Below are 12479 nucleotides of genomic sequence, written 5' to 3' on the forward strand. Positions count from 1 at the left end.
CCTGCGGCCCATGAGGGTGGTGCCTCGGGACGGTGCCCGGAACGAGGCCGGACCGCGGGTGCGAGTTGACGAGCAGTGCGGATGACCGGGTACGCGAGGATGCGGAGGAAGCCCCGGTGTGGCGGACCGGTCGTAACCGATCCGTGATCAAGATACACGATCGTTATCGAAACGCAATCAGAAATTCGGATGACGCCCAGGTGGCCGCTCGGTGCTCGACACCCCCCCCGCTCGGCACCCTCCGTGCGCGGCTGTCCCCGCCCCGCTCCGGCGCGGCGCGGCGCTAGCGTGGTCCGGGTGAGCCCCTCCCGCCCCCTGCGCCTGCTGATGGACGCCCGCTACACCCGCACCGACTTCCACGACGGCATCTCCCGCTACGGCGCGAGCCTCATCGAGGCGGTCGCTCGCCGGGCCGCCACACCGGGCCCGGAGGCGTCCGACGTCGAGGTCGCGATGTTGATCTCGGACGAGCGACAGCTGGCCCTGCTCCCGGACGGCGTGCCGTGGCACCTCGTCTCCGGCCCCACCTCCCCACGCGAGCCGTTCGTGGCCCGTCAGGTCGCGCGCCTGCGACCGGACGTCGTCTTCTCGCCCATGCAGACCATGGGTTCCTGGGGGCGGGACTACGCCCTGATCCTCACGCTCCACGACCTCATCTACTACGAGCACCGCACCCCGCCACGGAACCTGCCCGAGCCGATCCGCTGGCTCTGGCGGGCCTACCACCTGACCATGACCCCGCAGCGGCTCCTGCTCGACCGCGCGGACGCGGTCGCCACGGTCTCCCGGACGACGGCGGAGCTCATCGCCCGGCACCGCCTCACCCGGCGTCCGGTCCACGTCATCGCGAACGCGGCGCAGGCGGTCCCGGAGCCGCGGGACCCGGACGAGACCCCGGAGCGCACGCTGCTCTACATGGGCTCGTTCATGGACTACAAGGACGTCGAGTCCCTCGTGGCCGCCGCGCCCCTGCTGCCGGGTTACGCGCTGCACCTGCTCTCCCGCATCAGCCCGGAGCGCCGCGGACAGCTCGAGGCCCGGCTGGCCGAGCGCCGCGCCGCCGCGGGGGCCGCCGGCGCGGACGTGGTGTTCCACGACGGCACAGACGAGGCCGAGTACGTGCGCCTGCTCCGCCGGGCCACCGCGGCCGTCACCCTCTCCCGCGCCGAGGGCTTCGGCCTGCCCGTGGCCGAGGCGATGGCCCATGGCACGCCGGTGGTGTGCTCGGACCTGCCGATCTTCCGCGAGATCGCCGGCGCGGGCACCCCGTCCTTCCGGGGTGTCCCGCTCGAGGGGGACCGGGCGGCCGCGTTGGCGGCCCGCGTGCGGGAGCTCGAGGACCCCGCCGAGTTCGCCGTGGCCTCCCGGGCGAGCGTCGCCCAGGCGGCCCGGTTCAGCTGGGACGAGTCCGCACGCCGACTCCTGGACCTCACGGCCGCGCTGGGCGAGGAGCGGCGTGGGGCCAGAGCACGGACGGGCCGCTCCAGCCGATGAGCACCAGCGGGTCGAGGTAGCGGTCGAAGGCCGCGTCCCCCACCCGCCAGCCATCGGGCTCCCGCACGCCCCAGTGCACGCACGCCCGCGGGCAGTGGGGTGGCGTCCCGGCCAGCCGCCCCACGGGGTCGCCCGCGTCGACGACAGCCCCCACCGCGACGTCGGCCTCCACCGGCTCGAGGGAGCTGCGGGTCCCGTCTGCGTGCTCGAGGGTCAGCACGGGGCGGTCGACCACGACCCCGGCGAACACGACCCGGCCCGCCGCCGGCGCCTGGACCGCCGCGCCGGACGGCACGGCGAGGTCCACGCCCCGGTGCCCCCGACTCCACGGTCGCTCGGGCGCGACGAACGCGCGGAGCACGTCATCCGGGGTGGCGCCGGCGACGGGCGGGTGCCACGCGACCGGCGCGGCCGTCGCGCCCGGACCTGCCGGGGACGCCGCAACGAGCAGCAGCGCGTCGCGCGTGGACGGTGCGGGTGTGGACCGCGACACGGGGTCGAGGTCGCCCATCCCCAGGGCGAGGACGAGCCAGGCGAGCAGGGCCGCCGCGACGCACCCCGCGATGCGCGGACGCGGGAGCGGACGGGGGAGGAGAGTGCGAGGGGTCATGGCGTCAGCCTGGCGTCCCGGGCGGCCGCGTGGCGGGCCCGCAGTCCGATCGTGGAGAGCGCCCGCCGCACCGGCCCCTGTGCAGGAGTCGGCGATGGGAGCGGACGCCCACCTGGGGTAGGATTCACCTCAGCGGTGTCCTGTGGCCGGCCCTGTGCTGTGCCCCGGACGCCGATTCCGCGCATCGCGGTGGGTCGCTTCAGCGGCCCAGCCCCCACGCTCGGTCCCGTCCCCGCCGTCCTCCTGGAGAGGACGTCGGCGCGGGTGCTCGTGGGGCCCGGCAGCCCGCCGTCGTGATGCCAGGGGCCGCCCGACCGGGCCGGCCGCCAACCGTCAAGAAATCGACCGGCAGACCGCCCGCGCGTGAAGCGCGGGGTGCCACGGCTGCCACAGAAGGGAACGTCATGCCCGTCGTGACCATGCGCCAGCTCCTCGACTCCGGTGTCCACTTCGGCCACCAGACCCGCCGCTGGAACCCCAAGATGAAGCGCTTCATCTTCACCGAGCGCAACGGCATCTACATCATCGACCTCCAGCAGTCGCTGTCCTACATCGACCGCGCCTACGAGTTCGTCAAGGAGACCGTCGCCCACGGCGGCACCATCCTGTTCGTCGGCACCAAGAAGCAGGCCCAGGAGGCCATCGCGGAGCAGGCCGGCCGCGTGGGCATGCCCTACGTGAACCACCGCTGGCTCGGCGGCATGCTGACCAACTTCTCCACCGTCTCCAAGCGCGTGCAGCGCATGAAGGAGCTCGAGGAGATCGACTTCGAGGACGTGGCCGGCTCGCAGTTCACCAAGAAGGAGCTGCTGCTGCTCAACCGTGAGCTGGAGAAGCTGCAGGCCAACCTCGGCGGCATCCGCAACATGGCCAAGACCCCCTCCGCCGTGTGGGTCGTGGACACCAAGAAGGAGCACCTGGCCGTCGACGAGGCCCAGAAGCTCGGCATCCCGGTCGTCGCCATCCTGGACACCAACTGCGATCCGGACGAGGTCGCCTACCCGATCCCGGGCAACGACGACGCCATCCGCTCCGTGAACCTGCTGACCCGCGTGGTCGCGGACGCCGTCGCCGAGGGCCTGATCGCCCGCCAGGGCGGCAAGTCCGGCCAGGCTGCCGCCGAGCCGATGGCCGAGTGGGAGCGCGAGCTGCTCGAGCAGCACAACGCCCAGCAGGCCGAGCAGGCTGAGCAGGCCGAGGCCCCCGCCGCCGAGGCGCCGGCCGAGCAGGCCGAGGCCCCCGCCGCCGAGGCCGCCCCGCAGGGCGAGTGATCCCGGCCGGCCCGTCGGCCCGGCCCCACCCGGCCGGGCCGACGGGCCGGATCAGACCCCGAACATCCCGCACAACCCACACCACGGGAAGGACCGAACGAGCATGGCGAACTACACCGCTGCTGACATCAAGGCCCTGCGCGAGCGCACCGGCGCCGGCATGATGGACGTGAAGAAGGCTCTGGACGAGGCCGACGGCGACGCCGAGAAGGCCATCGAGATCATCCGCGTGAAGGGCCTCAAGGGCGCCACCAAGCGCGAGGGCCGCTCCGCCGCCGAGGGCCTCGTGGCCGCGACCGTCGAGAACGGCGTCGGCGTCATGATCGAGCTCAACTGCGAGACCGACTTCGTGGCCAAGGCCGACAAGTTCATCGCCCTCGGCGACGTGGTGCTGCGCGCCGCCGTCGCCTCCGGCGCCACCGACGTCGACGGCCTGCTGGCCTCCGACTACGAGGGCCGCACCCTGGGCGACTACGTGACCGAGGAGGGCGCCCTGCTGGGCGAGAAGGTGGCCGTGCGCCGCCTGGCCCGCGTGGAGGGCGCCTTCGTGGACGCCTACCTGCACAAGACCTCCAAGGACCTGCCGGCCCAGGTGGGCGTGCTCCTCGCCGTGGACGCCGACTCCGCCGACGCCAAGACCGCCGCGCACGACATCGCCGTGCACACCGCGGCCTACTCGCCCACGTACCTCACCCGTGAGGACGTGCCGGCCGAGACCGTCGAGAACGAGCGTCGCATCGCCGATGAGACCGCCCGTGCCGAGGGCAAGCCGGAGCAGGCCCTGCCGAAGATCGTGGAGGGCCGCCTGACCGGCTTCTTCAAGGAGATCGTGCTCGTGGACCAGCCGTTCGCGAAGGACCCGAAGCAGACCGTCGGCAAGGTCGCCTCCGACGCCGGCACCAACGTCACCGGGTTCGCCCGCTTCCGCGTCGGCAACTGACCGCCGCACCCGGACCGGCCGCTCCCGGTCCGCGCCCCGCGGGGGCGTAGGATCGGGAGCGACCCGAGGTCCACTCCGGCGCCGGACGGCGCCGACGACCATCGCATGACGGGGTGGCCGCCCCGACCGGGCGGCCACCCCGTCCGCGTGTCCGCCCCCGGCCCGACCCCCACCGACCAGGAGATGCTTCCCATGGAGACGAACCGCGCCCCCGAGGACCCGACCACCGCCCACGCCCCGCAGACCTCGGACGACACCGGCCGCCGTCGCGTGCTCCTGAAGCTCTCGGGCGAGGTGTTCGGCGGCGGCAAGATCGGTGTGGACCCGGAGACCGTCCGCGGCATCGCCGAGCAGATCGCCGCCGCGGCGGACCAGGTGGAGATCGCGATCGTCGTCGGCGGCGGCAACTTCTTCCGTGGCGCGGAGCTGTCCGAGAACGGGATGGACCGCCGTCGGGCCGACTACATGGGCATGCTCGGCACCGTGATGAACTGCCTGGCCCTGCAGGACTTCCTGATCCAGGCCGGGGTCACCACGCGCGTGCAGTCCGCCATCCACATGGAGCAGGTGGCGGAGTCCTACATCCCGCTGCGCGCCATCCGCCACATGCAGAAGGGCCGCGTCGTGATCTTCGGCGCCGGCACCGGCCTGCCCTACTTCTCCACGGACACCGTGGCGGCCCAGCGTGCCCTCGAGGTCGGGGCGGACGAGGTCCTGATGGCCAAGTCCGGCGTGGACGGCGTCTACACCGCGGACCCCAAGAAGGACCCCACCGCCGAGCGCCTCACGCACCTGACCTACGACGAGGCGCTGCTGCGGAACATCCGCGTGATGGACCTGACCGCCATGACCATGTGCAAGGACAACGACCTGGACATGCGGGTGTTCGGCATGGAGGGCCCGGGCAACGTGACCCGCGCCCTGCTCGGCGAGCCGATCGGCACCACCGTCACCGTCTGAGGCCCGCCGCGTAGGATGGCGGCAGACCTGATCCACCACACCGAGGAGACACCGTGATCCAGGAGACCCTGCAGTCCGCCGAAGAGCAGATGGACCGCACCATCGAGGCCACGCGTGAGGACTTCGCCTCCGTGCGCACCGGCCGCGCCAACCCGGGCCTCTACTCCAAGGTGATGGTCGACTACTACGGCTCGTTCACCCCGCTGCAGCAGCTGGCGTCCTTCACCACCACGGACGCCCGCACGCTGCTCATCACGCCGTTCGACCAGTCGGCCCTGCGCAACATCGAGAAGGCCCTGTCCGAGTCCGAGGTCGGCGCGAACCCGTCCAACGACGGCAAGGTCATCCGCATCGTGATGCCGGAGCTGACCGCGGAGCGCCGCAAGGAGTACGTGAAGCTGGTCAAGTCCAAGGCGGAGGAGCACAAGATCTCCGTGCGCAACGCCCGCCGCAAGGCCAAGGAGGCCATGGACAAGGCCGTCAAGGACGGCGAGGTCGGCGAGGACGAGGGCGCCCGCGGCGAGAAGGAGCTGGACGCGCTCACCAAGCGCCACGTCGAGCTCATCGACGAGATGGCCAAGAACAAGGAGCAGGAGCTGCTGGAGGTCTGAGCCTCCCGCCGTCCGCGCTCGCCCCATGACCTCCGCCGTGTCCACCTCGCCCGCACCCCCGCGCGGCGGCCGCGACCTCAAGTCCGCCGTCCTCGTGGGGGTGGGGCTGCTGGCGACGGCCCTGGTCGGCCTCCTCTGGCTCGACTGGCTGCTGGTCGTGCTCGTGGTCGCCCTGCTGGTCGGCGCGGTGTCCGAGATCGCGACGGCGGTGCGCGGCATCGGCCTGGACGTGCCGCGGCCCCCGCTCTGGGTGGCCGCGGCGGTCCTGCCGCTCACGGCGTGGCGGTGGGGGGTGCCCGCGCTGTTCGTCGCCCTCGTGGCGTGCCTGGCCCTGGTGGCCGTGTGGACGGCGCTGACGCGCCGGCGCCCGGCGGGCCAGTTCATGCTCGCGGGCGTGTTCATCGTGCTGTGGGCGCCGTTCCTGCTCTCCTTCGCCGCGGCGCTCCTGGACGAGCCGCTGGGGCACCTCATGGTGGCGATCCTGCTGCTGATGGTGGTCTCCAACGACACGTTCGGCTACATCGTGGGCTACCGCTTCGGCCGCACCCCGATCGCCCCGCGCATCAGCCCCAAGAAGTCCTGGGAGGGCCTGGCCGGCTCCCTGGCGGGCTCGGTGCTGGTGGGCGTCGTCGCCGTCCCCCTGCTGGTCGGCCAGCCGTGGTGGATCGGCGCCGTCCTCGGTGTCACCACCGTCGCCGCCGCCACCTCGGGGGACTTCTCCGAGTCCATGGTCAAGCGTGAGCTCGGCATCAAGGACATGTCCTCCGCCCTGCCCGGCCACGGCGGCGTGATGGACCGCCTGGACTCCCTCGTGTTCGCCTCGCCGGTGGCCTACACCGTGCTGGCGCTGCCCCTGACCTGATCCACCCCTCGACCCGGCACGTCCGGGACCCGCACCGCAGGAGACACCCATGACCCCCCGCACCACCCCGGACGCCGAGCCGGTCTTCGAGCTCGTCGAGCAGGACGAGATCGGCTACGAGACCACCCACGTGGACGCCTTCATGGCGCGTGCCCGTGAGGCGCGCGACGGCGGTGCCCCGCTGACGGCGGAGGAGGTGCGCCAGGCCCGCTTCGCGACCGTCACCGGCGGCTACGCCACGGACGAGGTGGACGACGAGCTGGACCGCCTCGAAGAGGAGCTGGCCGCCGCCGAGCGTCAGGCCTTCGTCGCCGAGCGCGGGGACGAGGACTGGGCCGCAGACCTCGAGGAGCGCGTGGCCGAGCTCGTGGCCCGCGCCGACCGGGCCCCGGCGGAGCGCTTCCGCCGCCCCTCCCGCGCGGACGCCGTGAGCTACGACGTGGACCAGGTGGACGCGCTCGTGGACCGCCTGCGCGTCACCCTGGCCGGCGCGGAGGACTCGACGGATCCCGGCGCCGAGGGCGGGCTGACCGCGGACGACGTGCGCCGCGCGGCGTTCGGCGAGGCCGAGGGTGCCGCCGGCTACGAGGAGGGCCAGGTCGACGCCTACCTCGACGCCGCCGTCGACGTGCTGCTGCGCCGCGCCTGACACCCGGCCCTCGCGCGGCGGCCCGGGGAGAGTGGCGCAGATCACACTGAAGTGATTACAATCACACCACCGAGACGCCGCGCGCTCCACCCCTGCTCGCGCATGCGTACAACTCCCTCGCCCCGCACCGTGGGCGTCGATCGGAAGGCAGTCCAGTGACCCTCGTGGACCACACCCGTCCCACCGGCGGACAGTCCGCCGGCTCTCCGCCCCCGGCGGGCCCGGCCGAGGCCGTGATGCTCCAGGTGCTCGACACGGAGGGCCGCCGCCGTCCGCAGCCGGAGCTCGACCCGTGGATCGAGGACGTCGACGCCGACGCCCTCGCCGCGCTGTACCGCCAGATGGCCGTCGTCCGGCGCCTCGACGTCGAGGCCACGCACCTGCAGCGTCAGGGCGAGCTGGCCCTGTGGCCCCCGCTGCTGGGCCAGGAGGCCGCCCAGGTGGGCTCCGCCGTCGCGCTGCGCCCGGACGACTTCGTCTTCCCGTCCTACCGCGAGAACGGCGTGGCCCTGCTCCGCGGCGTCCCCGCGCTGGACCTGCTGCGGGTGTGGCGCGGCTCCACGTTCTCGAGCTGGGACCCGAACGAGACGCGGGTGGCCACCCAGCAGATCATCATCGGCGCGCAGGCCCTGCACGCCGTCGGCTACGCGATGGGCGTCCAGCGGGACCAGGCGGACGTCGCCACGATCGTCTACTTCGGCGACGGTGCCACGAGCCAGGGGGACGTCAACGAGGCCATGATCTTCAGCGCCTCGTACCAGTCGCCCGTGGTGTTCTTCTGCCAGAACAACCACTGGGCCATCTCCGAGCCCGTGCGCCTGCAGACCCGCCGCAGCATCGCGGACCGCCCGTGGGGCTTCGGCATCCCGTCGATGCGCGTGGACGGCAACGACGTCCTGGCCGTGCTCGCCGCGACCCGCGCCGCCGTCGAGCGCGCGGCCGACGGGGGTGGCCCCACCTTCATCGAGGCCGTCACCTACCGCATGGGTCCGCACACCACCGCGGACGACCCCACCCGCTACCGGGACGACGCCGAGCTCGAGGCCTGGAAGGCCCGTGACCCGCTGACCCGCGTGGAGGCGCACCTGCGCACCCTCGACGTGGACGTGGACGCCGTGCTCGCACAGGCCCAGGCCGAGGCCGACGAGCTGGCGGCCGAGGTCCGCCGCGCCCTCGAGGCGCTCGAGGAGGACGGCGCGGACAAGCTCTTCGACGAGATCTACGCGGAGCCCCACCAGGAGCTCGAGCGGCAGCGCCGCGAGCATGCCCTCTACCTGCAGCAGTTCGACGATGAGGAGGCGGGCGCGTGAGCGAGCGCATGACCTTCGGCCGTGCGATCAACCGCGGCCTGCACCGTGCCCTGGCCGACGACCCCAAGGTCCTGCTCATGGGCGAGGACATCGGCGCCCTCGGCGGCGTGTTCCGCATCACCGACGGCCTGCAGGCCGAGTTCGGCGAGGACCGGGTGCTCGACACCCCGCTGGCCGAGTCCGGCATCGTGGGCACGGCCATCGGCCTGGCGATGCGCGGCTACCGGCCCGTCGTCGAGATCCAGTTCGACGGCTTCGTGTACCCGGCGTTCGACCAGATCGTGGCGAACCTGGCCAAGCTGCGCGCCCGCACCCGCGGCGCCGTGCCGATGCCGGTGACCATCCGCATCCCCTTCGGCGGCGGCATCGGCTCCCCGGAGCACCATTCCGAGTCGCCCGAGGCCTACTTCCTGCACACCGCGGGCCTGCGCGTGGTCTCCCCGTCCTCTCCGCAGGAGGGGTACGACCTCATCCGCGCCGCGGTCGCCTCGGAGGACCCGGTGGTCTACCTCGAGCCCAAGCGTCGCTACCACGACAAGGGCGACGTGGACCTGGACGTCGCGATCCCGCCGATGAGCCCCGCCCGCATCCTGCGCGAGGGCCGTGACGCCACGCTCGTGGCCTATGGTCCGCTCGTGAAGACCGCCCTGCAGGCCGCCGAGGTGGCGGCCGAGGAGGGCGTCGAGGTCGAGGTGCTCGACCTGCGCAGCCTGTCCCCGCTGGACACCGGCCTGGTCGAGTCCTCGGTGCGGCGCACCGGCCGGCTCGTCGTGGCGCACGAGGCGTCCCGCACCGGCGGCCTCGGCGCCGAGCTCGTGGCCACGGTGGCCGAGCGCGCGTTCCATTGGCTCGAGGCCCCGCCGGTGCGCGTCACCGGCATGGACGTGCCCTACCCGCCGTCCAAGCTCGAGCACCTGCACCTGCCGGACCTCGACCGCATCCTCGACGGCCTGGACCGTGCTCTGGGCCGGCCGAATTCGCTGGACTCCGTGGACGCGTTCGCCGCCCCCGAGACCGCCGAGCAGTTCCTCGCCGCCCAGAACGCCGGGGAGGAGACCCGATGAGCCAGAAGACCTTCCGCCTGCCCGACCTCGGCGAGGGCCTGACCGAGTCCGAGATCGTGACGTGGCGCGTGGCCGAGGGCGACGCGGTGACCGTGAACCAGGTGCTCGCCGACGTCGAGACGGCCAAGGCCGTGGTCGAGGTCTCGAGCCCGTTCGCGGGCGTCGTCGCGGCCCTGCACGGCGCCGAGGGCGAGACCCTCGAGGTCGGTGCGCCCCTGGTGACCTTCATCCTCGAGGGCGCCGAGCCCGACGTCGGCGGGCCCGCCGAGGGCGACGGCCGCGTGCCCACCCTCGTCGGCTACGGTGCCGCGCCGGACACCGGCAAGCCCGGCCGCCGTGCTCGGCGCGGCTCCGCGGCCCCGGCGACGTCGGCCGCCCCGGCGGGTGAGCCCGCCCGCGGGCAGGCGCCGTCCACGTCGGAGGCGGCCCCGGCCGGCGCCGGGCGCCCGCAGCCCGAGGCCGCCGAGCCGGACCGCGCGGACGCGGCCCCCGAGGCGGCGCCGGGCGAGCGACCCCGCTGCACCCCGCCCGTGCGCCTGTATGCACGCCGCTCAGGCGTGGATCTGGAGCAGGTCACCGGCACCGGTGCGGGCGGGGTCATCACCCGCGCGGACGTCGAGGCGTTCCTGGCTGGGGGCGGGCAGCCCGCGGTCGCGGCGACGCCGCCGCAGTCCGGTGCCGGGTCGGCTGCGACCGGGGGCGTCCGCACCCTGGGCGGCCGCCCGCGCACGGAGGCCGTGCCGGTCAAGGGCGTGCGCAAGGCGACTGCGGCGGCCATGGTGCAGTCCGCGTTCACCGCCCCGCACGTGACCGAGTTCCTGCAGGTGGACGTCACCGAGACCATGGAGCTGCTCGCCGAGCTCAAGGCCTCCCGCGAGTTCCGGGACGTCAAGCTCACGCCCATGACGCTCGCCGCCAAGGCGTGCCTCGTGGCGATGGAGCGCACCCCGGACGTCAACGCCCGGTGGGACGAGGCCGCCGGCACGATCGTGCGGCAGAACTTCGTCAACCTCGGCTTCGCCGCCGCCACCCCCCGCGGCCTGATGGTGCCGAACGTCAAGGACGCCCAGGCGATGAGCCTGAGGGAGCTGGCCGACGCCATCCGCGATCTCACGGGCCTGGCCCGCGACGGCCGGCTGTCCCCGGCGGATCTGGCCGGCGGCACCTTCACGCTCACGAACGTCGGGGTGTTCGGCGTGGACGCGGGCACCCCGATCATCAACCCGGGCGAGGGGGCGATCATCGCGATCGGCCAGGTCCGGAGGATGCCGTGGGAGCACCGCGGCGAGATCGCCCTGCGGGACGTCATGACGCTCTCCCTCTCGTTCGACCACCGCTTCGTGGACGGCGAGCAGGGCTCGCGCTTCCTCGCGGACGTCGGCGCGATCCTGCGCCGCCCGGGTCTGACCCTGACCATGGTCTGACGGTCCCGGACGCGCCGCGGCCCCGCCACCCGGGCACCGGGAGGCGGGGCCGTCGTCGTGGGAGGCCGGCGCGGCGGGGGCTGCGAAGCGCGCTCAGTCGGCGGCGGGCAGCTCCATCACGAGCTCGGTGATGACCTCGGCACGGGCGTTGGAGAAGACCTTCTCCTCGCCGACGGTCTCGAAGCCGCGACGGGAGAGCACCTTCACGGAGCCCACGTTGTCCTCGGGGACGTGCGCCCGCAGCGGGCGGGCGGGGTGCTCCTCGAGGAACCGGTCCACGGCCGCGGTCGTCAGGCCCAGGCCCCAGTAGTCCTGTGCGGTCCAGAAGGACAGCTCGCCCACGCCGTCCTGCTGGGTGCACACGAGGGCGCCCACGGCGCGGCCCTCGTGCTCGATGGTCCGCACGATGGTGTCCTCGTCCCCGAGCAGGTGGGCCCAGTGGTAGTCGAAGACGCCGCGGTCCCGGGGGTTGCGGGGGGCGAAGGCGGACATCAGGTTGGCCTGCTCGTCCTGCTGGTGGAGGAAGAACTCGTCCAGATCCTCGGGTCGGACGTCACGAAGAAGCACGGCGGTGGACCTCTCGGGGCGGGGTTCGACGGCGTCCGCCGTCACGGTACCGGCCACCGTACCACCGGGCACGACGCCGGGCCGGTGCCGCCCGCTCAGTCCTCGCCGGGCAGCGGTCCGGGGGCCGTGGCCGCGGCCCAGGCCATGGCTGCGAGGGTCGCGCGGCGGGCCGCGCGGTCGGCCGCGGTGCGCCGCACGGAGCGGGGGGTGGAGTTGAGCAGGCCCAGCACGGCCTGGGCGCGGAACACGGCGGTGGCCCGGTCCTCGTGGGGGTGGACGACCTGCAGCTGGCGCGCCCACACGTCGATGTAGGCGCGCTGGGTGCGCGTGATGGCCGTGCGCGCCCCGTCGGGCAGGGCGGACATGTCGCGGTCCTGCACGCGGATCACGTCGCGCTGGGCGAGGGCGAAGTCCGCCTGGAAGCCGATGAGGGCCCGCAGGGTCTCCGCCCCCGGCGCGTGCTGCGCCTCGGCGGCCAGCCCGCCGTCGAGCAGGTCCTGTGAGGCCGTGTCGAGGATCGCCGTGAGCACAGCTGCCTTGCCGGCGAAGTGGCGGTAGATGGCAGGCCCGCTGATCCCGACGGCGGCGCCGATGTCCTCGAGGCGGACCGCGTCGAAGCCCCGGGCCGCGAACAGTCGCGCCGCGGCCGCGAGCAGGTCCACCCGACGTCGGGCCTTGGCGGCCTCCCGGGCGGTCGGCGGGGTCGCCGGGGCGGCG

At 73.6% G+C, this 12479-nt stretch carries 13 protein-coding genes; 10 read left to right on the forward strand and 3 right to left on the reverse strand.

The genetic code is table 11. The features are described 5' to 3' along the window. Positions 1-297: 297 nt before the first annotated feature. Positions 298-1494 carry a glycosyltransferase gene (locus J1M44_RS06335; RefSeq protein ID WP_144824191.1) on the forward strand — a complete coding sequence of 399 codons (1197 nt, stop codon included), beginning with the start codon at positions 298-300 and terminating at the stop codon, positions 1492-1494. On the opposite strand, the gene J1M44_RS06340 is transcribed toward J1M44_RS06335, so the two are convergent. Then, entirely contained in the window at positions 1430-2104 is a 675-nt protein-coding gene (locus tag J1M44_RS06340) for a murein hydrolase activator EnvC family protein (RefSeq protein WP_241252864.1), read from the reverse strand. The two genes, J1M44_RS06335 and J1M44_RS06340, sit on opposite strands and share 65 nt — an antisense overlap. Positions 2105-2508: 404 nt before the next feature. Between J1M44_RS06340 and rpsB the strand changes: the two genes are divergently transcribed. From rpsB to J1M44_RS06385, 9 genes are all read left to right on the forward strand, one after another. Next, positions 2509-3375 carry a 30S ribosomal protein S2 gene (rpsB, locus tag J1M44_RS06345; RefSeq protein WP_061866738.1) on the forward strand — a complete coding sequence of 289 codons (867 nt, stop codon included), beginning with the start codon at positions 2509-2511 and terminating at the stop codon, positions 3373-3375. 103 nt (positions 3376-3478) lie between these two features. Beyond that, entirely contained in the window at positions 3479-4315 is an 837-nt protein-coding gene (tsf, locus tag J1M44_RS06350) for a translation elongation factor Ts (protein ID WP_010079157.1), read from the forward strand. A 192-nt stretch (positions 4316-4507) separates the two neighbouring features. Then, positions 4508-5275 (forward strand): UMP kinase, encoded by a 768-nt coding sequence (pyrH, locus tag J1M44_RS06355; RefSeq protein ID WP_002857706.1) that lies wholly within the window; start codon positions 4508-4510, stop codon positions 5273-5275. A 53-nt stretch (positions 5276-5328) separates the two neighbouring features. Then, positions 5329-5886: a ribosome recycling factor gene (frr, locus tag J1M44_RS06360; RefSeq protein ID WP_002857704.1), complete on the forward strand. Its 558-nt coding sequence runs from the start codon at positions 5329-5331 to the stop codon at positions 5884-5886. 25 nt (positions 5887-5911) lie between these two features. Then, positions 5912-6748: a phosphatidate cytidylyltransferase gene (locus J1M44_RS06365; RefSeq protein WP_144824192.1), complete on the forward strand. Its 837-nt coding sequence runs from the start codon at positions 5912-5914 to the stop codon at positions 6746-6748. Positions 6749-6797: 49 nt separating this feature from the next. Next, positions 6798-7397: a DivIVA domain-containing protein gene (locus tag J1M44_RS06370; RefSeq protein WP_144824193.1), complete on the forward strand. Its 600-nt coding sequence runs from the start codon at positions 6798-6800 to the stop codon at positions 7395-7397. A gap of 155 nt (positions 7398-7552) precedes the next feature. Then, positions 7553-8707, forward strand: coding sequence for a pyruvate dehydrogenase (acetyl-transferring) E1 component subunit alpha (pdhA, locus tag J1M44_RS06375; RefSeq protein ID WP_144824194.1), 1155 nt, complete (start codon positions 7553-7555; stop codon positions 8705-8707). Between the two features lie 8 nt (positions 8708-8715). After that, positions 8716-9771, forward strand: coding sequence for an alpha-ketoacid dehydrogenase subunit beta (locus J1M44_RS06380; RefSeq protein ID WP_050773885.1), 1056 nt, complete (start codon positions 8716-8718; stop codon positions 9769-9771). Continuing rightward, on the forward strand, positions 9768-11195 hold the full coding sequence (locus J1M44_RS06385) for a dihydrolipoamide acetyltransferase family protein (protein ID WP_144824195.1): 1428 nt from the start codon (positions 9768-9770) through the stop codon (positions 11193-11195). The genes J1M44_RS06380 and J1M44_RS06385 overlap by 4 nt, the downstream gene beginning before the upstream one ends. Positions 11196-11288: 93 nt before the next feature. On the opposite strand, the gene J1M44_RS06390 is transcribed toward J1M44_RS06385, so the two are convergent. Together J1M44_RS06390 and J1M44_RS06395 are read right to left on the reverse strand one after the other, a co-directional pair. Beyond that, entirely contained in the window at positions 11289-11807 is a 519-nt protein-coding gene (locus tag J1M44_RS06390; protein WP_049159292.1) for a GNAT family N-acetyltransferase, read from the reverse strand. Positions 11808-11857: 50 nt separating this feature from the next. After that, positions 11858-12479, reverse strand: a 622-nt coding sequence (locus tag J1M44_RS06395) for a TetR/AcrR family transcriptional regulator (protein ID WP_206480768.1), incomplete at its 5' end; no start/stop codon positions are given.

This window comes from Micrococcus sp. KRD128 (assembly GCF_017168395.1).
Taxonomy (GTDB): domain Bacteria; phylum Actinomycetota; class Actinomycetes; order Actinomycetales; family Micrococcaceae; genus Micrococcus; species Micrococcus luteus.

Coding starts and splice junctions, on each gene's coding strand:
- J1M44_RS06380 (WP_050773885.1), top strand. CDS start 8,716: ATGACCTTCGGCCGTGCGATCAACCGCGGCCTGCACCGTGCCCTGGCC.
- J1M44_RS06370 (WP_144824193.1), top strand. CDS start 6,798: ATGACCCCCCGCACCACCCCGGACGCCGAGCCGGTCTTCGAGCTCGTC.
- J1M44_RS06340 (WP_241252864.1), bottom strand. CDS start 2,104: ATGACCCCTCGCACTCTCCTCCCCCGTCCGCTCCCGCGTCCGCGCATC.
- tsf (WP_010079157.1), top strand. CDS start 3,479: ATGGCGAACTACACCGCTGCTGACATCAAGGCCCTGCGCGAGCGCACC.
- J1M44_RS06365 (WP_144824192.1), top strand. CDS start 5,912: ATGACCTCCGCCGTGTCCACCTCGCCCGCACCCCCGCGCGGCGGCCGC.
- pyrH (WP_002857706.1), top strand. CDS start 4,508: ATGGAGACGAACCGCGCCCCCGAGGACCCGACCACCGCCCACGCCCCG.
- rpsB (WP_061866738.1), top strand. CDS start 2,509: ATGCCCGTCGTGACCATGCGCCAGCTCCTCGACTCCGGTGTCCACTTC.
- J1M44_RS06385 (WP_144824195.1), top strand. CDS start 9,768: ATGAGCCAGAAGACCTTCCGCCTGCCCGACCTCGGCGAGGGCCTGACC.